The organism is Lichenicola cladoniae (assembly GCF_013201075.1).
In the GTDB taxonomy this organism is placed as follows: Bacteria; Pseudomonadota; Alphaproteobacteria; order Acetobacterales; family Acetobacteraceae; genus Lichenicola; species Lichenicola cladoniae.
The window spans coordinates 92,325-115,189 of sequence record NZ_CP053710.1; the positions used below are offsets into that span (position 1 = coordinate 92,325).

General features: G+C 57.3%; 19 protein-coding genes. 5 read left to right on the plus strand and 14 right to left on the minus strand.

Features of this window, described 5'->3' with window-relative positions; all coding sequences use genetic code 11:
• Positions 1–34 precede the first annotated feature (34 nt).
• The gene (locus HN018_RS24575) at positions 35–1,414 is read right to left on the minus strand and encodes an NAD-dependent succinate-semialdehyde dehydrogenase (RefSeq protein ID WP_171837783.1); all 1,380 of its coding nucleotides are present in this window, start codon (positions 1,412–1,414) and stop codon (positions 35–37) included.
• A 430-nt stretch (positions 1,415–1,844) separates the two neighbouring features.
• Positions 1,845–3,317, minus strand: a complete 1,473-nt coding sequence (locus tag HN018_RS24580) for a mechanosensitive ion channel family protein (RefSeq protein WP_171837782.1) — start codon at positions 3,315–3,317, stop codon at positions 1,845–1,847.
• A 239-nt stretch (positions 3,318–3,556) separates the two neighbouring features.
• On the opposite strand from HN018_RS24580, the gene HN018_RS24585 reads away from it, so the two are divergent.
• Positions 3,557–4,456 (plus strand): IS30 family transposase, encoded by a 900-nt coding sequence (locus HN018_RS24585; protein ID WP_172443566.1) that lies wholly within the window; start codon positions 3,557–3,559, stop codon positions 4,454–4,456.
• Positions 4,457–4,535: 79 nt separating this feature from the next.
• Here HN018_RS24585 and istB read toward each other — a convergent pair whose 3' ends face one another.
• Together istB and istA are read right to left on the minus strand one after the other, a co-directional pair.
• The gene (gene istB, locus HN018_RS24590; protein WP_171837288.1) at positions 4,536–5,315 is read right to left on the minus strand and encodes an IS21-like element helper ATPase IstB; all 780 of its coding nucleotides are present in this window, start codon (positions 5,313–5,315) and stop codon (positions 4,536–4,538) included.
• Positions 5,305–6,828: an IS21 family transposase gene (istA, locus tag HN018_RS24595; RefSeq protein ID WP_171837289.1), complete on the minus strand. Its 1,524-nt coding sequence runs from the start codon at positions 6,826–6,828 to the stop codon at positions 5,305–5,307. Before istA ends, istB begins: the two co-directional genes overlap by 11 nt.
• Before the next feature lie 632 nt (positions 6,829–7,460).
• Here istA and HN018_RS24600 point away from each other — a divergent pair.
• Positions 7,461–8,270 (plus strand): SDR family NAD(P)-dependent oxidoreductase, encoded by an 810-nt coding sequence (locus HN018_RS24600; protein ID WP_171837860.1) that lies wholly within the window; start codon positions 7,461–7,463, stop codon positions 8,268–8,270.
• A gap of 109 nt (positions 8,271–8,379) precedes the next feature.
• Here HN018_RS24600 and HN018_RS24605 read toward each other — a convergent pair whose 3' ends face one another.
• Positions 8,380–9,414: an IS630 family transposase gene (locus HN018_RS24605; RefSeq protein ID WP_171837663.1), complete on the minus strand. Its 1,035-nt coding sequence runs from the start codon at positions 9,412–9,414 to the stop codon at positions 8,380–8,382.
• Between the two features lie 67 nt (positions 9,415–9,481).
• Between HN018_RS24605 and HN018_RS24610 the strand changes: the two genes are divergently transcribed.
• Together HN018_RS24610 and HN018_RS24615 are read left to right on the plus strand one after the other, a co-directional pair.
• On the plus strand, positions 9,482–11,032 hold the full coding sequence (locus tag HN018_RS24610; RefSeq protein ID WP_338034048.1) for a Na+/H+ antiporter: 1,551 nt from the start codon (positions 9,482–9,484) through the stop codon (positions 11,030–11,032).
• Positions 11,033–11,413: 381 nt separating this feature from the next.
• Complete coding sequence (locus HN018_RS24615; protein WP_239479438.1) at positions 11,414–12,784, plus strand: MFS transporter; 1,371 nt, start codon at positions 11,414–11,416, stop codon at positions 12,782–12,784.
• Positions 12,785–12,838: 54 nt separating this feature from the next.
• Here HN018_RS24615 and HN018_RS24620 read toward each other — a convergent pair.
• Both HN018_RS24620 and HN018_RS24625 read right to left on the minus strand, forming a co-directional pair.
• Positions 12,839–13,599 (minus strand): IS5 family transposase gene (locus tag HN018_RS24620; RefSeq protein WP_239478966.1). Its coding sequence is split into 2 segments (ribosomal slippage): positions 12,839–13,266 and positions 13,266–13,599, totalling 762 coding nucleotides; the frame shifts between segments, so codons are not numbered across the junction.
• Between the two features lie 91 nt (positions 13,600–13,690).
• Positions 13,691–14,272, minus strand: coding sequence for a TetR/AcrR family transcriptional regulator (locus tag HN018_RS24625; RefSeq protein WP_239479439.1), 582 nt, complete (start codon positions 14,270–14,272; stop codon positions 13,691–13,693).
• Between the two features lie 965 nt (positions 14,273–15,237).
• Here HN018_RS24625 and poxB point away from each other — a divergent pair.
• Positions 15,238–16,974 (plus strand): ubiquinone-dependent pyruvate dehydrogenase, encoded by a 1,737-nt coding sequence (poxB, locus tag HN018_RS24630; RefSeq protein ID WP_171837574.1) that lies wholly within the window; start codon positions 15,238–15,240, stop codon positions 16,972–16,974.
• 298 nt (positions 16,975–17,272) lie between these two features.
• Here the strand turns inward: poxB and HN018_RS24635 are convergent, their stop codons facing one another.
• From HN018_RS24635 to HN018_RS24665, 7 genes are all read right to left on the minus strand, one after another.
• Positions 17,273–17,572, minus strand: a complete 300-nt coding sequence (locus tag HN018_RS24635; RefSeq protein WP_239479447.1) for a response regulator — start codon at positions 17,570–17,572, stop codon at positions 17,273–17,275.
• A 74-nt stretch (positions 17,573–17,646) separates the two neighbouring features.
• Positions 17,647–18,408 (minus strand): response regulator transcription factor, encoded by a 762-nt coding sequence (locus HN018_RS24640; RefSeq protein ID WP_171837576.1) that lies wholly within the window; start codon positions 18,406–18,408, stop codon positions 17,647–17,649.
• Positions 18,409–18,553: 145 nt separating this feature from the next.
• A complete protein-coding gene (locus HN018_RS24645; RefSeq protein WP_171837577.1) occupies positions 18,554–19,390 on the minus strand; it encodes an enoyl-CoA hydratase/isomerase family protein in 837 nt (278 codons plus the stop codon).
• A gap of 40 nt (positions 19,391–19,430) precedes the next feature.
• Positions 19,431–19,895 (minus strand): Dps family protein, encoded by a 465-nt coding sequence (locus tag HN018_RS24650; RefSeq protein ID WP_171837578.1) that lies wholly within the window; start codon positions 19,893–19,895, stop codon positions 19,431–19,433.
• Between the two features lie 82 nt (positions 19,896–19,977).
• The gene (locus HN018_RS24655; protein ID WP_338034050.1) at positions 19,978–21,003 is read right to left on the minus strand and encodes an alpha/beta fold hydrolase; all 1,026 of its coding nucleotides are present in this window, start codon (positions 21,001–21,003) and stop codon (positions 19,978–19,980) included.
• Positions 21,004–21,086: 83 nt separating this feature from the next.
• Positions 21,087–21,932, minus strand: a complete 846-nt coding sequence (locus tag HN018_RS24660; RefSeq protein ID WP_171837580.1) for an enoyl-CoA hydratase/isomerase family protein — start codon at positions 21,930–21,932, stop codon at positions 21,087–21,089.
• A 72-nt stretch (positions 21,933–22,004) separates the two neighbouring features.
• Positions 22,005–22,814, minus strand: a complete 810-nt coding sequence (locus tag HN018_RS24665; protein WP_171837581.1) for an alpha/beta hydrolase — start codon at positions 22,812–22,814, stop codon at positions 22,005–22,007.
• Positions 22,815–22,865 lie beyond the last annotated feature (51 nt).

Consider the following 22,865-nt stretch of genomic DNA (forward strand, 5'->3'; position numbering starts at 1 on the left):
CCATAGCGCATCTCGCATTCGAGAGAGATTAATTCTATCCAGCCGGAGCAGCCACCTTGACCAGCTTCTTATTTACAAACTCATTGATTCCAAGGTCAGATAACTCGCGGCCAAAGCCTGAGTTTTTCACCCCTCCAAAGGGCAGTTCTGGAGCCGATGAACCCGTTTCGTTGATACACACCATACCCGTCTCGATGAGGCTTGCCATCCGTTTCGCACGCCCGACGTTGGCGGAAATAATTGTTCCTCCAAGACCATATAATGAGTCGTTGGCAAACCTAATCGCCTCACTCTCATCCTGAACGCGGAAAAGCATAGCTACCGGAGCGAAGAACTCCTGATAAAAGGCCGGGTTTTGCGGCGTAACGTCCGCTAAGAGAGTTGGCTCAAGGAAATAACCACTTCGGGGGATGCGCTTCCCGCCAATCAGGACCCGTGCACCCGCCGCTACAGCCTCATCAATCTGTTTGAGTGCTAGGCTAAGCGCAGCACCGCTGCACATTGGTGCCAAACTCGTCCCATCCTGACTGGGGTCACCCGGAATTAGCTTGGTGAACTCCTCCATAAAACGCTCAGTGAAACTGTCGGCAATCGACTCCTGGATTATAAACCGTTTCGCTGCATTACAGACCTGACCGGCATTCTCGATCCTTCCTTTCATGCCAAGTTTTACAGCAAGGTCAATGTCGGCATCGTCGAGTACGATGAAGGCATCACTTCCCCCCAACTCCATCGTGCTCTTTTTGAGAGCCTTTCCAGCCTCCGCGGCAACTGCCGAGCCAGCTCGTTCACTTCCAGTCAGTGCAACGCCTGCTACGCGCCGGTCCGCAATGGCGATAGCAGACTGTTCATTCGAGATGAAAACATTTGCATAAACACCTGCGGGAGCCCCCGCGTCTAGGAACAACTTTTCAAATGCAAGGGCGCATTGTGGTACGTTCGGTGCATGCTTTACAACAAGAACGTTACCGGCCATCAGATTGGGTCCAGCGACACGCGCGAGCTGATAGAAAGGAAAGTTCCAAGGCTCGATACAAAAAATCACCCCAATGGGAGCCGTCTCCACGTAGGCCTGGCCGGACTCAACCGGTATCACTTTCGAAGCAAGCATCGCTTCGGCGTTCGTTGCGTAATAGGACAGGATACGCACGCAAAGATCGACCTCACTTTCGGCCTCTCGACGAAGCTTACCCATCTCGAGTGTGGCTAAATGTGCAAAGTCCGTACGCCGTTCATCCAGCAACGTTGCGGCTCTGCCGAGAATGGTTGCCCGGTCTGCGTAGCTTCGAAAGCGCCAGTCGTCACGAAAGGTCCTGTAAGAAAGGCGAAGAATGGAGTCCATATCCTGGTCACTGTGGTCTTCGAACGTCTTTAACACTGCCTCTGTATATGGATTATGGGACTGATATGCCATTTGACGTTCCTTCAAAGACTGGGCGTGGCGCCTAGATCAGCTACGCTAGAGACGTAACTTCCAATTTCTATGACACTTGAGAGCCGATAAGACTGTTCTCCTACATGCCGGTTTGACCTTCAACGAGACATCCGTATGGTTGACAACTCGAAGTTTCTCGCATGCGCCTGGCCTAAGGATTGGCTTATCGAATGGGGAAGCCGGTCGGTTTGATAACTCTGAGTCTCTTGGACCGGAATACGCTGCTTACTCGAACCTGGGCGAGAGTACCTCTGATCGGATAACGTCGAATGCGGGTCGGTGACTTGAAGCAGAGCCAAGGTATTCCATCGAGGCTCTTCCGTTACCGAGTGACTTGTCCACGTAGATCCTAACGGCCCTGCCCAATCGAGTCTTGGGTTCCCGGCCAGCGGGCGGCTGGGCATGGAAACTAGTCCTGACTGACCCGGAGGAATGTCCGCAGGCGAGAGAGAAACATTTCAGGATGATCCGATTTCAGATCCGGGTGCACCGCGGCGTCGTGTACCTGCGTCGCCATACCGTGCTGAGCCAACGCCTCTAGGGCATGAGACAGTTCTGGATTGCGTTTGATCGCGGCAGCGACGGCAGTTGTGTCGAGTCGATAGACCTTTAATGGCGTGAGTGCTTTTGCCGTCACAGCATACGGTGAACCAGTGACGAGTGCGATCGCTCCTAAGGCTTCTCCCGGACTCATGCGATATACAACACGAGGCCCGCTCGGATCCTCGACGGTTATCTCAGCAGTTCCACACGCGATGATGAAGCAGACTTCCGGAAATCCTCCGAGTTGGATCAGTGTTGTTTCGGCAGGTAGCGTCACGGTGGTAAATCGGTCTGCAAGCATATCTCGCTGGTCGGTGTCAATCACTCCAAAGAGAGTTGACTGCTTTAATATCGCCTTTAGACTGGGGGGCTCAAGCACGGCCAACTTGGCAACACCAGCAACTGCCATGTTAATACCCGCATGTCGCAAATGACGATGAATTTGCATAAATAGTTCGGTTCGAGCGGCGCTCAATGCCGCACTGCTCAGGACGGCAAAGCTAACTTCGAACACGCTACCATCACCCTGCAAGGCAGCAAGTTGAACTGTCGGCGCGGCGAGTGGAAGCCGACATGCCAATGTCGCCGCCTCAAGTACGGTGAGGCAATGCTCGGGTAACGCATTTGCATCTAATCGAAGTTCAATAGAGTCAGTCCGCGTGCCGGTTGGAAGACTTCGGTTTACAAGACGGGCTTTCGCGATAACGCTATTCGGGACCACTGCGATGTTGTTCTGGCTCGTGGCAATATGTGTCGAGCGCCACGTTACATGCGTAACATGACCCTCGATAGGGCCTTCAACCCATAACAAGTCCCCAGGACGATATGGACGTTCTAGGCCGACCGCGATGCCAGAAAACACGTCTGACAACGTGTTCTGTAAAGCCAGGCCCAGCACGATCGCGATGACACCAGATGTCGCAAGGAGACCGCCTATGGGAACAGCAAAGGCGAAATCAACAATCGCCAGCAAGGTTGCGATGTATATGGCACCCGCGAGCAGATCCGATACGATCTGCGACTCTTGAGGCTTGTCCTCTAAAATAATGACGAGTCGTATGATTCCGATAGATCCGCGTGCTCCAAGCAACCACCAAGAGGTTTCAACTAACTGTCCCCACAGCCGCTCTCCGGAGTTTGTTGTGGCAAAATGCGGACGGAGAGGTGAGCCGACAACCTTTTGTATGAGCACTGTCAGCAAGATGAAGATCACTACGCGAGTAAGTGCATGAAACCACGCAGGCCAGTGCGGAGCAAACTTCGGCTTTATCAAGCCGACCGCGGCCAATAACGTAGCTAAAAACAGTAGCAGGATCGGATGTTGGGTTGGGGTCTCCATGATTAGGCGATTGATTTAGGCATTTTGAAGGCGATAGGCCTTATGTTGGGATTTCCACCGATCCTAATATAGTCCCTCGTCCATATCCAGCGGCGCATGACAACCGAATGGAGAGGTTCATGGGTCCTCATTAAGCATGGCGGATTCAAGTTCCGGAGCGAACACCCACGCCGGGCCAACGGGTGTAGGGTGGTGGGATGGCAGGGCAACGACGTAAGCTAACGGTGTTTGATCGATCGATGATCGAGGTTCGCCTTTGTGATAGCTGGGGCGTGCGGGCGATTGCACGCGACTTGGATCGCTCTGCGGGCATGATTTCGGACGAGATCAATCGGCATGGCGGCGCGACCTCCTACCGGGCGCAGGCTGCGGCGACGCAGGCCGAGGCAGATCGTCGCCTGACTGGACGCAGGCCTGTTCTGGCGCATGATGGTGAGCTGTTCGGCCGTGTGGCGGGGCTTTTGCGTCTGGGTTGGTCCCCCGAGCAGATATCGGGCAGGCGTAAGCGGATGGAGGCGGGAACGGAGCAGCCACCTGGTCTGTCGGTATCGCACGAGGCAATCTACACGGCGATTTACGCCTTGCCGCGCGGTGAACTACGCCGTGAGCTGATCTCGTATTTGCGACAGGACAAGCCAATGCGCGGCCGCAAGCCAAAGGGCAGCGAACGCCGCGGCAAACTTTGCAACATGACCAACATCAAGGAACGACCTGAGGAAATCGAGGGCCGGCTGGTCCCGGGCCATTGGGAAGGCGATCTTATTCTGGGCACCGGCGGAGCGAGTGCCATCGGCACGTTGGTCGAGCGGACAAGCCGCTTTGTGGTGCTGGTGCACATGCCTACGCGCAAGTCCGATGTGGTGGCGAGCGCTTTCTCCGGCGCGCTGAATGCCATTCCCGCATCTTTGCGCAAGACGCTGACCTACGACCAAGGCAAGGAAATGGCACAGCACGAAAGCGTGGCGCTGAGCACTGGCATGAGGATCTTCTTCGCCGACCCTCACTCACCTTGGCAGCGTGGCTCCAACGAAAACACCAATGGTCTGCTGCGCCAGTATTTCCCGAAAGGCACGGCTCTGTCGGGCTTGGATCAGGACGATCTCGACATCGTTGCCGACAGCCTGAATAGCCGTTGTTAATTTTCACTGAGAGCTGACCCGGCGTTTTCATTGAGAAGTGACCCGGCCAAGGGTATTTCTGTCGCACTGCTGGTGCGGGTCAAGCCGATGTTTTGGTTCTCCTGGTTTTGGGTTCGGTCGAACTGCTTCTGAACCTGAAGCTGTCGTTCCCGGTTTCCAGGATGTGGCAGTGGTGGGTGAGCCGGTCGAGCAGCGCGGTCGTCATCTTGGTATCGCCGAACACCTGGCCCCACTCGCTAAAGCTCAGGTTGGTGGTAATGACGACGCTGGTCTGCTCGTAGAGCTTGCTGAGCAGGTGAAATAACAGCGCGCCGCCCGACGAACTGAACGGCAGGTAGCCAAGTTCGTCCAGGATGACGAGGTCGAGACGGATCAGATGGTCGGCGAGGTGTCCGGCCTTGTTGGCGGCTTTCTCCTGTTCCAGCGTGTTGACCAGGTCCACGGTGGAAAAGAACCTGACCTTCTTGCGGCTTTGTTCGATGGCCTGGACGCCCAGTGCCGTGGCGAGGTGGCTCTTTCCGGTGCCGGGCCCGCCGATGAGCACGACGTTGTCGGCCCGGTCGGTGAACTCGCCTCGGTGCAGTTGCCTCACCGTGGCCTCGTTGACCTCGCTGGCGGCGAAGTCGAAGCTGGCCAGGTCCTTGTAGGCCGGAAACCGTGCTGCCTTGGTGTGATAGGCGATGGAGCGTACCTCGCGCTCGGCCATCTCGGCCTTAAGCAGCTGCGACATGGTGGGGACGGCCGCCTCGAACGCAGGGCCGCCTTGCTCGGCCAGTTCTCCCACCGCCTGAGCCATGCCGAACATCTTGAGCCCGCGCAGCATGACCACGAGGGCGGCGCTGGCGGGATCATGACGCATGGCGCAGCTCCCGGTCCCGCAGCGCGTCGTAGCGCTCGATATCGGCCTTGGGCTCCTGTCGCAGCACGAGAGCCTGCGGTGCGTTGATGGCGGCAGTTGCGCCATGGCCGTCCGTCAGGCGGTGGAGGATGTTGAGGACATGGGTCTTAGTGGCGACACCGTCCTCGAGAGCCAGTTCCACCGCGCACAACACCGCCTGCTCATCGTGTTGCAGTACCAGGGCAAGGACGTCCACCATCTCCCGATCGCCCCCTGGCCGCCGCAGCAGTGCGGTCTGGAGTGTGCGAAACGCTTCCGGCATTTCGGCAAAGGGCGCGCCATTGCGCAGAGCCCCCGGCTTGCGCTGGATCACCGCCAGGTAATGCCGCCAGTCGTAGACGGTGCGGCGGGGGACATCGTGCGAGCGTTCGACGATGCGGACGTGCTCGCATAAGACCTGCCCCTCGGCTACCACGATCAGGCGATCGGGATAGACCCGCAGGCTGACCGGCCGGTTGGCAAACGAGGCGGGCACGCTGTAGCGGTTGGCCTCGAAATGCAGCAGGCAGGTCGGCGACACCCGTTTGGGGTGCTCGACAAAGCCATCGAACGCCCGGCCCACCGGCATCAGGCTCGCCCGCTCCTCGGCGTGAACGTCAGCGACGCTGCCCGGCAGCACCCCGTGCACGAGCTCGCCCCAGCGCTCGATGCAGCGCGTCTCGAGCCACGCGTTGAGTTCTGGCAGGTCGGCAAAGGACGGCACGGCCTGCCAGAGCTGCCGCCGCGCATCCTGTACGTTTTTCTCGACCTGACCTTTCTCCCAGCCCGAGGCTGGGCTGCAGAACGTGGGCTCGAACAGGTAATGGCTGGCCATGGCGGCAAAGCGTGCGTTGACCTGCCGCGCCTTGCCCACCCCGATCCGGTCCACGGCGGTTCGCATGTTGTCGAAGATGCCCCGGCGCGGAACCCCGCCCAGCACCCGGAACGCCTCGGCCAGGGCGTCGAACAGCATCTCGTGCGTCTGTAGCCTGTAGGCCCTGACCACGAAGGCCCGGCTATGCGCGAGCTTGGTGTGCGCGGCCTGCAGCTTGACCCGTTTGCCGGCGATCGTTGCCCAGTCCTCGCTCCAGTCGAACTGGAAAGCATCTCCCGGAGAGAAAACCAGCGGCACGAACACTCCGCGCCCGGTAGTGCGCTGCGCGACCATGCGCTCCGCTCGCCAATGCCGGGCAAAAGCGGCAACCCGTGCGTAGGAGCCGTCATAACCCAGCACGACGAGGTCCGCGTGCAACCGGCGAGCGGTCCGGCGCGACTTGCGCCCTTTGCCTGCCTCCACCGCCAGCCATCCCGACAGCTTGTCTGCGAACGGGTCCAGCCGGCTCGGGCGCTCCGGCACCTTGAACCTGACTTCGACCGCGTCCGAACGCAGGTATTTGCGGATCGTGTTCCGCGACAACCCCGTCCGCCTCTCAATGTCTCGGATCGAAATCTGATCCCTGTGACGCCAACGGCGGATCACACTCAACAACTCCATGTCGATCACTCCAATAACCCCAACCATTCGGCAAGGGATGTGAACAGACACGGGTCAAATCTCAGCGAAAACTCAGGCCCTACCCGGGGCAGATCTCAATGCAAATCAACATAGCCGTCCTCGAAAGACGCTCGACTACGCGACGCCAAGCGAGCAATTCAGCATGTTGCTGGCCGGGCAGGCTGGTGTAAACAAAGTCTTCGGCGTGGGTGTTCGCTCCGGAACTTGAATCCGCCCATCGAATTATCTTTATGAGCGCGATCGTTCTCGTCCTGATCATTGGCCGGACATCAAACGTTTTATACAAAACAGTAAGTATCCGCCTTAAGCCTCAGTCGAAGGCTGCAACGTCTGCGAGATCCCGTCAGATTTAGGTGGGACACCATCCCGGATACCCTCTGGCCGTAGAGCTGAAACCAGCACATGATGTCTCTTTACTTCCGGCATACGGTCGATCACGAGAACCTTCGGTCGATTACTATGCTGACCTATCGGCCGCGCCGTCACAATCATACTCATGGATGGTTGGAATGCGTGATATCGGAGCTCTTTATAGGCTCGTACCCGTTACCTTGACCGGCGCCTCAAATACTACAGGCCCAGTGACGTCACCTTCTACTGAAAGTCAGTCTATGAATACTCCTGACAAGAGCAAACAGCCTGGAACGGCGATCGTCACGGGCGCATCAGCAGGCATCGGACTGGTTTATGCCAAACGGCTGGCTGCACGCGGTTATGATTTGATTCTCGTTGCGCGCCGCAGCGATCGTCTCGACATACTTGCTACAGAACTGAGAGAACGTTTTGGGGTCCGGGTCACTCCGATCAAGGCAGACCTCAGTAATCTGGATCAGCTTGACAGTCTCGTCGGCAGGATCGAGGCCGACGAAACTTTGACGTTCCTAGTTAACAATGCTGGCACCTCAACGCTTGCACTTGTGGCGGATACCTCCTTCGCCGCAATCGAAGCAATGAACGATCTCAATATACGCGCCCTCGTGCGGCTCTCGCGCGCAGTACTGACAGGCTTCAAGGCGCGCAATCATGGGGTAATTGTCAATATCGGGTCGGTGCTGGGCTTCAGGTCGCTTCCTATAAGCACGGTCTACAGTGCTACGAAGGCCTATGTGTTGATGTTTACCCGTGGTCTGCAGGCTGAACTAACTGGCACGAAGGTTGTCATCCAACTTGTAGCTCCGGCTGCAACAGCGACCGATATCTGGGAAATTTCCGGCGTTCCGCTGACGGCCCTCGATCCGAGCACAGTGATGACAGTCGATGATATGGTCGACGCTGCCCTTGCTGGTCTTGACATGGGGGAGACCCTCACGATGCCGTCTGTTGAAAGCCCGGGCTCACTCATTGATTCATACGACGCAGCCGGCCTGGATCTTCTTAGCGCATCGCAGAATAGCGCCCCCGCGAGCCGATACGCGCGTTAATTTGGCAGACTGTGAAGGCCGCGTAGCTGTGAGACTTGCCGAATGACCATGGCCCATCATTTTGAATTTGTGCTGTTGCTGGTCACCGTCTGCGTCGGTCTTCACTTACTCAGCAGTCGGTGATATAAGCTACACTTGCCACTCTGAAGAATGAGCGCACCAGCTTGGGCATACGTTTGAGTTTGGCAAGCTGACCCTCGATCTTCTCGCCCAAGCTATCGCCCTTCCGCAATGGTGTTCTGGCTACACCGGTACGCTTGATGTGGCTCCACACGAGCTCGTCCGGGTTAAGATCGGGAGCGTAGCCGGGAAGAAAGTGAAGCGTCAGCATCCCGTTGGTTGATTGGATGTAGGCGTTCACGAGCTTTGTCTTGTGGGCTGGAAGACCATCGACTACGAGATGAACAGGCTTGCGGCGGTTACGCATCATCATCTTCAGTAGGACGATAAACAGCTCCGCGTTGAGGCCGCCCTGGTAGGTGCAATACCAGAACGCACCGCGAGCGTTGACGGCTGATGCCGCGCTGATCGACTGCCGTTGACCCGGGCGCTCGACAACCGGTGTTTGTCCCTTCTTGCCCCAGGTCTTCCCATGCACCGTATCGGCACGGAACCCCGATTCGTCCCAGAAGTAGATCTCGCCGCCCTCGCTTTTTGCTCTACTGGCAATAGAAGGAAACGTATCACGCTGCCACGTCTGGATGGCTTCAGGGTCGCGTTGATAAGCCCTCTGCAACGGCTTCTGCGGCGTGAGCTCCAGCCTCGCCAGTAGGGTGCCGACTGCCGTCAAGCCAATTTTGATGCCGAACTTCTCCTCGATCAAAGCGGAGATCATGGAGCGCGTCCAAAGACCGAAATCCAGACCATACTGACGAGGATCTTTCCCATTGACCCAAAGGAACACCTGCTGCTCCTGACTTGGCGTCAGACTGCGCGGCGGGCCCAGAGACTTTGTCGAATGCAGCGCCTCATCTCCCAGTTCAGGCGTTGACGCTGCTCTGAGCCATTTGTAGATCGTGGTCCGGCAGAAGCCATACGACGCTACGACAGAGGACGGCCGTTCACCGTCGCGAACGCGTTCAACTGCCATCAGCCGTATGGCTTCCAGCGTCCCATGATCAAAAGTTCGGCCATCTCTCTTCATGCCTGACCGTATCAAATGGCAGATACTAGTACAAGGGATTGTAGCCTATGTCACCGACTTGTGAGTAATGGCCCGTTTGATAAGGCTACCTCAGGCCGGGACCCTTATTCTGGGCGGCTTAGCCCTCGCCCTCGTTCCCGGAATGCCCCCAATCGAACTCGATCCCGACTTCGTTCTCGTTCTTTTTTTACCGCCCCTGCTTCTGTTGAGCGCTTATCTGACGGACTGGCGCGCTTTTCGGGCAGATCTCAGGATCATACTGCAACTGGCGATCGGCGCGGTCATCTTCACCACCTTTATTGTAGGTTGGGTGACCCACCTAGTATTGCCTGAGTTGCCGCTGGCTGCGTGTTTCGCGCTTGGAGCAATCGTGTCGCCTCCCGATGCGGTCGCCGCCAAGGCAGTGCTAAATGGCCTTAACCTACCCTCACGCACAATTACACTACTTGAAGGCGAAAGCCTTCTCAACGATGCCACCGGCCTTGTGCTCTATCGGTTTGCGGTCGTTGCGACGCTAACTGGTGCTTTTAGCAGCACTGCAGCGGTGGGTAGCTTTATCTTGCTGACCGTCGGCGGCGTGGCCGTAGGTATAGCGTGCGGCTATTTGGTAAGCACTGTAACCAGCCGGTTCCTCGACGGTGAAATGGGCGTAGTCGTCACTTTTCTCGCGGCCTGGGGCTCCTACATCCTCGGTGATGCGCTCGACGTGTCAGGCGTTCTTGCGACAGTGTGTTGCGGGATCGTCATGGGTTGGCGGCAGCATGCTCTGCTTGATGGTGAAAGACGTTTCCAGTCGAGAGCAGTTTGGCGGGTCGTCGGTTTCCTGCTGGAAAGCCTGGTTTTCATCCTGATCGGCCTATCGCTTCGTAGCGTTTTGACCCGCCTTCCGGTCGATACTATTGAGTTTGGACATACCTTCCTTCAGGTAGGCGCTGTGATAATAGCGGTGATCCTGTCCCGATTTCTATGGATTATCCCGATGAGCTATGGCGTTCGGGCTATCGCCCCAGCCCTGCGCCGACGGGATCCCTATTCACCGCTTCGGATACCGCTCGTGATGAGTTGGGCTGGCATGCGCGGTGTCGTCAGCCTCGCAGCGGCCCTCGCTCTCCCGGAACACTTTCCTGGCCGCGATTTCATTCTATTAGCCACCTTTGCCGTGATCCTGGTCACCGTGCTTGTTCAGGGAACGACGCTTGCGCCGTTGATCCGCTTTTTACGCTTTGACCGCGCCCTGCCGGCGACGTCCCGGACATTGTCTGAAGGTGTCGCCAGGATACATGTTATTGCGGCACAAATCGCCGCAGTCGAGGCAGTTTCGATCGGCGACGATGGCAGTCATCGACATCCACGGTTGATCGAACAGCTGCAATTTCGCCTCGCCGCTGTCACGCGAGCAGTCGAAGCAAATGGAGCACTTGACGCGGTCAGGACCGAGCACTTCGTCGCCTTGCTTACAGCGGTCGCCGGCGGGCGTGCCGAGCTTGTGCGGATGCACCGAGCGGGCGAGATCGACAACCAAGTTCTTCACGCTCTGGAAAAGGAGCTGGACGCCGACGAGATCCGGGCGCGGCATTTACTCACTCCAGTCGGTGGGCGAGCGGTAGCGGCGGGTTGAGGGTGGGAAGCGCATGGCCAAGGAAGCGACGGAATCACATGGAACTTACTTGGGGGAGATGCTGGTGGCAGCTCGTGTGACACGGCACCGATGCCGCGCTTGGATTGCCATGACGAAGACGCTTTTCGCCTCGTTCGTGCCGATTAGCAGGCGATCAAAGCCTGCGTCGGTTACCAATGCATGTCTTACACTACTTGCCTCGGTCGTCATGGTAGGCGCCGACAGCGGGGAGGCCGCGCCGGCGAGCCGCCCTTACATCGCCGCTCGAGCCCAGGCGACACATCTACCCAAGCCTTGGCTATGACTTCGTCCCTACCTTGCCCGGGTGCAGCCGCAGGAGTTTTCGCTGTTAAGAGCACCGGGGCTGGGCGTCATCCTCGTTTGATCCTCATCGCCACAATAGCCGCTTCTAGCCTCGCGTTCATCGACGGTTCGGTGGTCAATGTCGCCCTGCCATCGATCGGCCGGAGCTTCGCAGCCACCCCGGCCGGACTTCAGTGGACGATCAATGCCTACCTCCTGCCACTGTCTGCGCTTCTACTGCTGGGCGGAGCGGCGGGTGACCATTTCGGTCGCCGGGCGCTTTTGATCATTGGCACCGTCCTATTCTCCATTGCGTCTGTCGCATGCGCCTGGGCACCGACGATGGGATGGCTGCTCGGAGCCCGAGCGGCCCAGGGCGTCGGCGCCGCGCTGGTGATGCCGAACAGCCTGGCTGTGCTAGGCGATGCTTTCACCGGAGAGGCTCGCGGCAGGGCAATCGGCACATGGGCCTCAGTTGGTGCGATCGCGAGCGCTATTGGTCCGCCCCTGGGCGGTTGGCTGGTCGATGGCATCGGTTGGCGTGCGATCTTCCTGCTCAACCTGCCCGTGGCCGTGATCGCCGTCACTTTAACAGTCGTTTCTGTACAGGAGAGCGGGGAGCGGAGCCAGCGGCTTGACTGGCTTGGCGCGACGCTGGCGACGCTGGCACTTGGGACCCTGACCTGGGCACTTACAGTTTGGTCGAACCACAACGAACCGATCCTCCGCATTCTTGGCGGCAGCGTCGTTGGGATGGCCTTGCTGCTGGGGTTCCTCTTGCATGAACACCGCCGCGGCGAACTGGCGATGATGCCGCTGAGCTTGTTCACATCTAAAGCTTTTGTCGGGCTGACGGTGACGACTTTCCTGCTCTACGGCGCACTCGGCGGCCTGCTGGTCCTGCTGCCCTATGTCCTGATCGGCGGCGGTTATTCCCCCCTGCAGGCCGGCTTGGCGCTGTTGCCGCTGCCAATCGGTATAGGAGCCGCGTCGCGCCTTATGGGGCGGATGACCGAGAAGGCAGGGCCTCGCCTGCCGCTTACGATTGGGCCAATTGTCACAGGGCTTGGCTTTGCGCTCCTGGTGCGTTTAGATCCGGCCGGTCGTTATTGGACGACCGTCTTCCCAGGAATCGCTATCATCGCGCTCGGGATGGCGGGTGCCGTGGCACCTCTCACTACCGCCGTCCTCGCATCGGTGGACGAGCACCATATCGGAACTGCTTCAGGATTCAACAGTGCCATTGCCAGAACTGGGGGTCTGCTCGCGATGGCCTGCGCAGGGGTGGTCATCGCAAAGGCGGGAGTCGCTCTGCTTGATGCCTTTCACGGCGCCATCATTGTCTTTGCCGCTCTTGCCGTCGCAAGCGGCAGTACTGCCTTCCTGACTTTGAGAAAGGGCTCAATAAGTTCTGGTTCGGATCTTCCGAAACCTGGAGCCGATGCCTAGCGCCGTCGCTAACGACGCACCAGCGTCGGCCTCTAATTCAGCTAGGGTCAGGACTCATTGTGGGAGCCAGAACGTAATGGTTGCTGCGATGCAGATTGCCGAGAAGAAGGTGTGGGCGCATCGGTCGTAGCGGGTGGCAATCCGTCGCCAGTCCTTGAGGCGACCGAAGGTATTTTCGATGCGATGGCGCTGACGATACAGGATCTTGTCGTAGGCGGGAGGGGCCTTCCGGTTCCTTGTTGGCGGAATACAGGGCTCAATACCGCGCTCTCGCAGACCATTCCGGAACTTGTCGCTGTCATACCCACGATCGCCAAGCAGTTCACGCGCGGCGGGGAGCGCTGGAAGCAGGAGAGCGGCACCCTTGTGATCGTTCATCTGGCCCTCCGTCAGCATCATGATGACCGGGCGGCCCTCGCCGTCGCAGACGGCGTGCAGCTTGGAGTTCAAGCCGCCCTTTGTGCGTCCGATGCAGCGCGGAGCAGCCCCTTTTTAAGCAGGCTCGCGGCCGTTCGGTGTGCCTTGAGATGCGTGCTGTCGATCATCAGGCGCTCAGGCACGCCTGCCTTGGCGGCCAGGGCTGCGAAGATCCGGTCGAATACGCCGAGGCGGCTCCACCGGATGAACCGGTTGTAGAGGGTCTTGTGCGGCCCGTATCCCGCTGGGGCGTCCTTCCACTGAAGCCCGTTGCGGATCACGTAGACGATCCCGCTGACGACGCGACGGTCGTCCACGCGCGCAAGCCCCCGGGGGCGCGGGAAATGTGGCGAGAGCCGGTTCATCTGAGCGATGGAAAGCAGGATCAAACGGGACATCGGACACCTCCAATCCCCTATGAATCACACTGCATCGAGCCGCGTAAAGGGTCCTGAACCTAGTCACGGGTGAGTGCAACCTCACGGGTAGCTAATCAGCGGGGTGCTCGCCGTTCTGGGTCAGCTGCCTCGTCACCGTAAGTAAAATCTCTCTGGAAAGCGCCTCATCATCGACGGCTCTAGCCAACACGAGGGCGCCAACCATCGACGCAGTCATACGAATGGCATCCCGTCGAGCGTCTCTTGTTCTGGGCCACGGAAAGTGCGTCGCAAGCTTAGCGACAAACGTGTATACGTATTGCGTCATCGCAGGTCTGACTGTCGGCTCGCGAGCAATCTCCGGACCGAGAGAGGACATCAGGCACGCTCGGCCGGGATTATCTCGTGCGGCAACGCTCAAATATTTCGCAACGAAGGCTCGTTTCCCTGCGCCCGTCGGCGTTGCCAATTCAATTTGGCCCTCTGCCAACGCGCAGACGTGAGCGACACATTCGGCGACCAAATCCTGCTTGGAAGCGAAGTGATTATAAAATGATCCATGCGTAAGATCGGCGGCCTTCATGAGGTCACCGACAGAAACGCCTGACAATCCTCGTTCACGAAAAAGCCGTGAGGACTCGTTCAGTATTTTCTCGTGTTTCTCTGCAGTCTCAGCAGGGGGAAATCTCACCATTTAACATTCCCTAAGGCCATCTATCGCCCCCTCTAGCGTCGATCGCAGCTGTGCGGATCACCGACTACGCTAACACTTATGTATATCATGCTTGAAAGTGCGGAATCCGTCTAGGCTATGGCCTCTACACTTTTCGAAAGGGTTAGCTTGTCGAGGCCAACGTACGATGCTGCTTTCATACATACGAGTGTGGGCGCATTGAGATCAAATGGCCTGCCGCCTTGCACAACATACTAAGGCGACGGCTTACTGGACGTCGGCGGTCGGTAAATTCATTCTTTTGTGGCATTCGAGCCGAACCGCAGGTCCTTATAGAAAGGTTGCAGCGGCGGTACAGGCAACCGCTTCAGATGTCGTGAGCAATCATGAGAAGATAAGGCTCCGCACAGAGGTCATCGCCTTCCGCATCGTGAAAACCCGATCTCCCGTTACAGCTACTGTGGCCGACAAGCAACACCCATTTACTCAGTCACCTTTTAACGTTGCGGCGCTCAAGCGGACACATACCAAATATGAGAGCTTAGACAAAGGGTAGCCAGAGCCGATCCTGCGGTAATTACTATAAGGCAACGCAAAGTCGGCAAGACAGTCTCGGCCAACCATAGGTTCGACCGCCCTTTGATATCATGCAGTCGAACATCATGACGCCAGACAACGCGGTCGACCACTATAACGGCGGAATGAAAAGCCGATCATACACGATCAGTCGTCGTTCATCACTAAGACGTCGACGGTGAGAGCGGCTTGGATTATGTTTCATTTGCACAGGTAGGTGCCGATCGGACCGATATCCACATCTATTGAGGTGTCTCTGTCGCGCCAATAATCGGCGCCCGACCATACCTAGGTCTCATTGCATTCAGATGAGTGATCGGAGTTCTTCCGTCCTGACGCCTTTCTTAATTGTATCGTTTTTGACAAAACGTGGCTGATCAACGCATCCATAATCTGCTGGAGTAAATTGAATGTCAGAATTAACCGTTGCCGGTCTCATTGCGGACACGCTAACTCAGGCCGGCGTAAAACGCATTTACGGCGTCGTTGGCGACAGTCTAAACGGATTAACCGATTCGCTTCGGCACCGCAAATCCATTGAGTGGGTCCACGTTCGACACGAAGAAGTAGCCGCCTTCGCGGCCTCGGCGGAGGCGCAAGTTACAGGCGAGCTCGCTGTCTGTGCTGGGTCATGCGGTCCGGGCAATTTGCATCTGATAAATGGCCTGTATGACGCGCATCGGAGTCGCACCCCAGTTCTAGCGATCGCAGCGCATATCCCGTCGAGCGAGATCGGCGGCGGTTACTTTCAGGAAACTCACCCACAGGAACTGTTCCGGGAATGCAGTCATTACTGCGAACTTATCTCAGACCCGGCCCAACTGCCATACGTCTTAGAGAATGCTATTCGAGCCGCTGTCGGTCGACGAGGTGTTTCGGTGCTGGTGATCCCCGGTGATGTTGCCCTGAAACTGGCGCCCAAACGCGGTATATCACCAAATCCCGGTCTGCTGCCGGCACCTCCGGTTGTTCGTCCCGCAGAGGCGGAACTAGATGCCCTTGCCCAGTTACTCAACTCAGCCGGTCGTGTAACCCTGTTTTGCGGCCGAGGTTGCGCTGGCGCCCATGCCAGTCTTATGAAACTCGGTGACGCCCTCAAGAGTCCGACGGTTCACGCACTCGGGGGAAAAGAATATCTGGAATACGATAACCCGTATGACGTCGGCATGACCGGCTTTATCGGCTTCTCGTCGGGCTACGCCGCCATGCATGCATGCGATGTCCTGGTAATGCTCGGCACCGACTTCCCTTATAAGCAGTTCTTTCCGACCACGGCTAAGATCGTGCAGGTGGATATCCGCCCCGAGAATCTTGGGCGCCGCTGCAGGCTAGACCTCGGCCTGGTTGGCGATGTGGGTGCTACGATCGAGGCACTATTACCAAAGCTCACCGCTAAGTCCAATCGAACGCATCTGGACGACAGCCTCGTGCATTATAAGAAGGCACGCGAAGGCCTGGATGATCTTGCTCGCGGAACTCCCGGCAGGAAGCCTATCCACCCGCAATACCTTGCCCGCGTGCTTAGTGAGGCAGCTGCAGAGGATGCCGTGTTCACCGCCGATGTAGGCACAACCACGATATGGGCCGCGCGGTACTTGAAAATGAACGGGCTCCGCAGGCTGATCGGATCATGGGTTCACGGTTCGATGGCAAACGCTCTGGCGCATGCCATCGGGGTTCAGGCATCTCAGCCCGGCCGACAAGTTGTGTCCATGTCTGGCGACGGGGGATTCACCATGCTGATGGGGGACCTTATCACCCTGACGCAGATGAAACTGCCGGTTAAGGTGGTCATCTTCAACAACGGCACGCTTGGCTTCGTCGCTCTGGAGATGAAGGCCAGCGGCTTTGTCGAATCTGGCGTCAGCCTGACTAATCCCGACTTCGCGGCTATGGCAAGGGCTGCTGGTATCCACGCCATCAGGGTCGAGGACCCGGGCGATCTGCCTGCCGCGATGCGCGACTTTCTGGAGCATGATGGGCCAGCGGTACTGGACGTGGTCACGGCCATGCGGGAACTTTCGATGCCGCCGACCATCAATCTTACCGAGGTCAAGGGCTTTAGTCTGTGGGCGATCCGGGCCGTGATGAGCGGCCGTGGGGACGAGGTGATCGATGTAGCAAAGACCAATCTTCTCCCGCGCTGACGGACTATTTGAGAGGGTTGATAAGCATCAACCCTCTTCAGAATTGACTTAACTTTATTGATGTATCTTTAAGTCCACGATCTATCGGCATCCTTTTCCCCCTGATGATCAATGGATCAACGGCAGAGAAACATTATGTCGATCTAAAACGTGGACATGCGGCGGGTAAAGGATTTCTTCTTTAGGAGCTCATTCGCTCAAAGAAGGATAGGCCACTTGGCCTGACGTCGTCGACTCGGAGGTGAAGCAACTATGTTGAGTCCGCGCAAACGTTAAAGCCTGAGGTTGAAACGACTGTTTACCCTGTTGACTTGCCGAGGGCCCTCGAGAGACACGCGGCAAGCGCGCCTGCGTGTAATGGCTTGCGAAGTAGGCAGAATGCACCAGCTTCCTGCGCACGAAGCTCCAAGCGGCTGTCACTACGACCTGTCATCATGATTACACGCCCACTAGATCCACGGGCGTCAAGTTTCTGTTTGAGGTCAAACCCATCAAGGCCAGGCATATGGATGTCCGTGACAATGCAGTCAGCAGCTTGAGCATGCCCTGAGGTCAGCCCGGCTTCAGCCGATGCGTATCCTACACAGCGATACCCCATCGAAACAATGAGCCCGACAAGGGCTCTTTGCACCGATACGTCGTCGTCTATAACGCAAATGAGCGGCGCATCCGTCAATGGCGTTCGCAATCCGCCAGGGCGTTCTGTACGATGTGGACGCCTGCTACACGGTCAGAGGCTGCAGTAAGTCCGGAAGCACTGCTAATGGCTGACTTTTGAATGACATGGCGAAGTCGCTCCGCGGACCGGACGAGGTCTGGTAGAGTTCGCACTCCCATCTTCTTCATGAGCGTTCCCCGGTGGATCTTTACTGTGATCTCGCTTAGGTTTAGATCGCCAGCAACCTGCTTGTTCATCTTTCCAGCCGTGACAAGAGCCATGACTTGTCTTTCACGGGGAGTTAAGCTCTCATACGATGCGACGAGGCTGGCTCTGGCGTTATCGTCCACGCGGCGTGAACGATCTATTATCAGGGCTGTCGAGACGGCAGCGATAACCTCACTTGCATGAAACGGCTTGGTCAAAAAGTCTATTGCGCCGGCTCTCATACCCTTGACCGTCATCGGTATGTCACCGTGTCCGGTGATGAGAATAGCGGGCATTCGGAGCCCAAGTCCCGTCATTTTCCCGAGGAACTCAAGTCCATTAAGACCCGGAAGCCGTATGTCGATGAGGAGGCATCCTGCATTAATGTTGCTGCTTTTGTGTAAGAAGGCGTCCACCGACCCATAGGAACAGGCCTTCAGGCCAGCAGACTCTAAAAGATTAACCAGGGCTGAGCGCACTGATGTATCGTCATCAATGATGTGCACAGCTTCTTGCTCAGATCCTCGTGCTTCTTGGTTTGTCTTTAACTTGGCCCCACCGCGCAGCATGGCATCCCCCACAGGCATCGAGCCCACTAGACTTATACCTTATAAGCATCAGGGATAGCGATATCTCGTGCAGCACGGTGGTTAGAGATCGGCTTAGGCCTTACTTGGCAGTTGAGATGATAGATACCTCACTCACTCACTCTGCCTAGCCACCTTCCAAATGAGGCAGTCCTTCGACCAGGCTGGCAAGGTCAAGCTCAGGCTCACGCGTCTGAAATCCGGCTTTGAAGGCGGCCTTCATGCGAAACTGTGTCGCCGGATCGCTTACACCCTCCGCGAACAGGTTTGAGTCAGTTCGAAACTCCTCCACTGGTGCCAGCGCGACGGCGTTTACGCGCGACTTGATGGAAAGGGCGCCAGCCGGTGGGAACGAGGCGATTCTATGAGCCATCCTCGAGACGAATTCCGGAAGGCCCGCAGCGGGAAGAGCACGGTTGATCCATCCATACTGGGCGGCGAGATCGGCGCTGTAGTCGTCTGCCGTCACAAGCACTTCGAGGGCCCGACCGCGGCCGAGAAGCCGAACCAGGTGCTGTACTCCGCCACCGCCAGGTGTCAGGCCGAAAGACGACTCGAACTGAGAGAAAACAGCTGTTTCGCGTGCTGCAAAGCGCATGTCGCATGCCAGAACAAACTCACTGCCTGCACCGCGGGTACGTCCCTCGATTTGCGCAATCGTCACCGCCTTGGTCTCGCTCAGCCGACGAAACAGCAGGGCAATCGATGCCTCCCCCGTAAGCCGGGCTGCTTCTTCCCGATATTCCTTCACCTTAGTAACATCGACGTGCGGAATAAAAAAGTCCGGATCACCGCTCTTGAACACCACGACCCTATAAGGCTCGCCCCGGTCCAGGATTTCTATAAGAGACACGAGATCTCGGACCAGTTCCGGCCCGATCAGATTGATCGGGGGGGCCAAGATGGTGACGAAGAGGACCGCCCCCTCCGCCTGCAGCTTCAATGTATCGAAGTCATCGATCATAGTGGACTCCAGAGTGAGCTTGTTGGCAGAAATTGCCGAGTTACGTAGTCACTTGAACCCCAAGTGACGCACGGAGCATCCACGCGTGCTTTTCGTGGGCGCCCTGCCGGTCCGTTAGCAGTCCCTGCGTCACTTGGTCCCTATCGGCCTCTGCGACCGCAAAGGCCGACCGGATCGCCGCAATGACCGTCTCGTGGCCACGCAACAGGTCTTCGACCATGACCGCTGCCGGATTCTCTGAATCACCGCCCGCAATGGTGCTCATATCTTCAACTGCGCCAAAGCCTTGTGGCGCCAGGCTGCCAAGGCTCCGAATGCGCTCGGCCAGCTCATCTACGGATGCCCAAAGTTCGGTATATTGCTGCTCAAAGAGAGTATGCAGTGACGCGAAATTGGGGCCGGTGACGTTCCAGTGGTAACCATGGGTCTTGCCATAGAGAGCGTACGTGTCGGCAAGAACCTGGCGTAAACTTTGTTGGACGTCATGGTTTCGTTCGAGTGCCATTTAGCTCTCCCAAGTGTAAACGGAAGGCGTCACGCCAAGAAGTAGACGGCGCATGATAGAACAATACTTCGCCGATGAACGGTTACTCGGGCTTCACGTCAGTGTTGCCGAGAAAGCGGTCAAGAGCGTCAAGCAGCGCCTGAGGTTTCTCCTCAGCGATAAAGTGGCCACTTCCTTCGACCCGCAGTGTCGTCGAGCCCGGCGCCGCTTCATCGAGAGCTGCCTTTAGACGTGAATAGCCCGGCCCACCGAGACCAAGCACCGGCATGTGCAGTGGCGCATAGGCTTTGTCATCGACGATATCTTGGCCAAAGGCCTGATACCAACCGTCTCCAGCTCGGGTTCCATCGCGCGTCGAGTAAGCTGCCGCATAAACAGCACGATCACGGACATCGATCGCCTTTTCGTTCTTTGCCATGTATCGGAAGAACCAAGCCTGCTCCAGGCCGGCTCGCCCCTCGAGGAGCTGTTCGGGCAGTCCCTTTACCTGATGAAAGGCGAACCACCACAAATAGGGGTGATCTTCGTCGATCTTGTCACCGAAGGTATTAGGGTCAGGAAGTAGCCGCAGATTCAGGTAACCTTCCGACGGATGCGCCACATCGAGCAGCACCAACTTGTGAACTAACGCTGGATGGTTCGCAGCAAGGCTGAACGCAACCATCGCGCCGATATCATGTCCGACAACGTCGATCTTGGTAAAGCCGAGCTGCTTAGCAAGTGCAGCGATATCACCAGCCATGGTCTTTTTATCATAACCGCCGGCGGGCTTCCCGGAAGTTCCCATGCCACGCATATCAATCGAGAAAACACGGTGGCTTCTGGCGAGTGGGCCCATCACCTTGTGGTAAGCCCACCAAGTCTCCGGCCAGCCAGGAAGCAGAAAGACTGGATCGCCATGGCCGCCGACAACATAATGGATCTTGATGCCTGATACCGTTGTGGATTGACTCTTGAAGCCCGGGAGTGAGCGGACAAGAGTCTCATCCGATGTGTCAATTACAGAGGCAGCTCGACTGTCTCGGCAAGCCCCGCCTAGCGTCGCCGTGACGGCTATAATTGAGAAGACCGCAAGAGACCGACGGATATGCATTCTGGCTTGCCTCATAGCAGCTAGCAGATGTAGGGGAACAGGATTCCGTCGATACGGTAGTGCTAAAAGAACGCACTACCGCGCCAGCGACGAAGGTCTTAGAGCTTTGGAAAGATCGTTCCGACGTCACGGCCAAGGTTGTATTCAATGTCACTACGGGTCTGAAGCCCGTGCTCAAAGAGCTGGCTATTGATAGACTGAAACTCCGGTCTCGCGGCGGCGCCCCAGAAGGCGTCCGAGTGTAGTGGGTATTCGCTGTCCGGTAGGAGCGTGTACTTGTTTATATAATGTTTGATATCTCTGATTACCCTGCGATCCCATTTCGAGACACGCGTCGCATAGGCCGTGACGAAGCGCTCAAAATCGGAATCAGGCACTGCCCGATTTATGTAACCATACCTCTCAGCAAGCTCCGCAGAGAAATCCTCGCCACCAAGAAGGATTTCGAATGCGCGACCTCGACCGACCAGGGCTGGTAGACGTCCCGCGGCGCCGCCGCCGGGCAATGCTGTAAAGCCAACTTCCATCTGGCCTAGGATAGCCTTCTCGAGGCTCGCGAAACGCATATCAGTGGCGAGGACGAATTCGCTTCCTGCGCCACGCGCGATGCCTCGAATGGCTGAGATTGTTACTGCCGAAACATGCGACAGGCGAACCAGGACATCAACCCATGCGGCATAGCCGGTGGGGCTCGGAAGTGCCTCGGCTTCAGCAGGATCCGCGGCAAGATCGTAGTGAGCCAGAAAGAAGTCAGGATCCAAACTCTCAAAGATGACCGTGTTGACCGTCTGGTTTGTTTCGAGCTCAGTAAGTAGCTCCTTTAAATCGGAAATCATCGACGGACCAATTACATTCACCGGTGGATTACTGAACGCGACTCTCCAAAGAAGAGGTGAGGGTGCTGTCAAAGTAAACTGTTTCGGCTTGAAAGTGTCGAGAAACATAGGAATGTCCGATTCATATCGAGCCCGCAGGCTAGGTTGTTACTAAATGAGGCAGGAGACCTCCGGGAGAGGCTAGAGTGTGCGTCGGTGCGGCCCGGCCGCCTTCTCGATTTCCAAAGCTAATCTGTTCGGTTCAGTCACGAACGGCGTATGGCCGGTGTCAATCGTCAACTGAAGGCGAACAGGTGTGGACTTCGCCATTTCGACTTGGAACGGAGTGCTGACCACTTGATCTCGGAGTGTCCTGATCGTCACCTTATCGACGCTACCGAAACGGCTATCTGTCAGCACGATGGGGGTTACCAGAGGTGCCAAGGGCTCGTTCACAATGCCGCCTGCGACAATCGACTGGACAGCCGCCGGGGCATCGCTGGCGAAGACTGCGGCGCCGGCCTCTGGTGCCACTGATGCGTAGCCCTTCTCCTTGTTGATCACCAAGAGCGGCGCGAGTTTGCTTCCTCTATCGGCCGTCGCCATTGTCAGCAGGGAGTCGCCGGAGCGCGGAAGGTAGGCAGCAACATAGAGGAGTGTCTGGACCTTGTCGGGCTCCGCCTCCGCCTCGGCCGAGATCGCGAAGCCGCCGAAGCTGTGGCCAACTAACACAACGGGATGGCGCTCGCCGGCGATCGCCGTGGCGATAGTCTGTTGGTAGAGATCTAATGAGATTGCGCTCATCGGAGCCTCATTGCCCGGCCGCCCCGGAAGATCCACGGTCTTGACTGAATAGCCATCCTTCTCAAGTTTGGCGGTTACACGATCCCAGACGCCGGAAGTCTCAAATGCACCATGTACAAGAACTTCAGTTGCCTTGTGTGGAGACGCCGCGATAGCGACAGGGGCAGTTGCAAGAATCACTGCAGCGGCCCCGGCGAAAACCTTCATCTTAAGCCCCATAGTATATGCAGGAAGGCATGGAGAAGTCCTTGCCCAATT

Coding starts and splice junctions, on each gene's coding strand:
- HN018_RS24575 (WP_171837783.1), bottom strand. CDS start 1,414: ATGGCATATCAGTCCCATAATCCATATACAGAGGCAGTGTTAAAGACG.
- HN018_RS24580 (WP_171837782.1), bottom strand. CDS start 3,317: ATGGAGACCCCAACCCAACATCCGATCCTGCTACTGTTTTTAGCTACG.
- HN018_RS24585 (WP_172443566.1), top strand. CDS start 3,557: ATGATCGAGGTTCGCCTTTGTGATAGCTGGGGCGTGCGGGCGATTGCA.
- istB (WP_171837288.1), bottom strand. CDS start 5,315: ATGCGTCATGATCCCGCCAGCGCCGCCCTCGTGGTCATGCTGCGCGGG.
- istA (WP_171837289.1), bottom strand. CDS start 6,828: ATGGAGTTGTTGAGTGTGATCCGCCGTTGGCGTCACAGGGATCAGATT.
- HN018_RS24600 (WP_171837860.1), top strand. CDS start 7,461: ATGAATACTCCTGACAAGAGCAAACAGCCTGGAACGGCGATCGTCACG.
- HN018_RS24605 (WP_171837663.1), bottom strand. CDS start 9,414: ATGAAGAGAGATGGCCGAACTTTTGATCATGGGACGCTGGAAGCCATA.
- HN018_RS24610 (WP_338034048.1), top strand. CDS start 9,482: ATGGCCCGTTTGATAAGGCTACCTCAGGCCGGGACCCTTATTCTGGGC.
- HN018_RS24625 (WP_239479439.1), bottom strand. CDS start 14,272: ATGGTGAGATTTCCCCCTGCTGAGACTGCAGAGAAACACGAGAAAATA.
- poxB (WP_171837574.1), top strand. CDS start 15,238: ATGTCAGAATTAACCGTTGCCGGTCTCATTGCGGACACGCTAACTCAG.
- HN018_RS24635 (WP_239479447.1), bottom strand. CDS start 17,572: ATGGGGTATCGCTGTGTAGGATACGCATCGGCTGAAGCCGGGCTGACC.
- HN018_RS24640 (WP_171837576.1), bottom strand. CDS start 18,408: ATGCTGCGCGGTGGGGCCAAGTTAAAGACAAACCAAGAAGCACGAGGA.
- HN018_RS24645 (WP_171837577.1), bottom strand. CDS start 19,390: ATGATCGATGACTTCGATACATTGAAGCTGCAGGCGGAGGGGGCGGTC.
- HN018_RS24650 (WP_171837578.1), bottom strand. CDS start 19,895: ATGGCACTCGAACGAAACCATGACGTCCAACAAAGTTTACGCCAGGTT.
- HN018_RS24655 (WP_338034050.1), bottom strand. CDS start 21,003: ATGAGGCAAGCCAGAATGCATATCCGTCGGTCTCTTGCGGTCTTCTCA.
- HN018_RS24660 (WP_171837580.1), bottom strand. CDS start 21,932: ATGTTTCTCGACACTTTCAAGCCGAAACAGTTTACTTTGACAGCACCC.
- HN018_RS24665 (WP_171837581.1), bottom strand. CDS start 22,814: ATGAAGGTTTTCGCCGGGGCCGCTGCAGTGATTCTTGCAACTGCCCCT.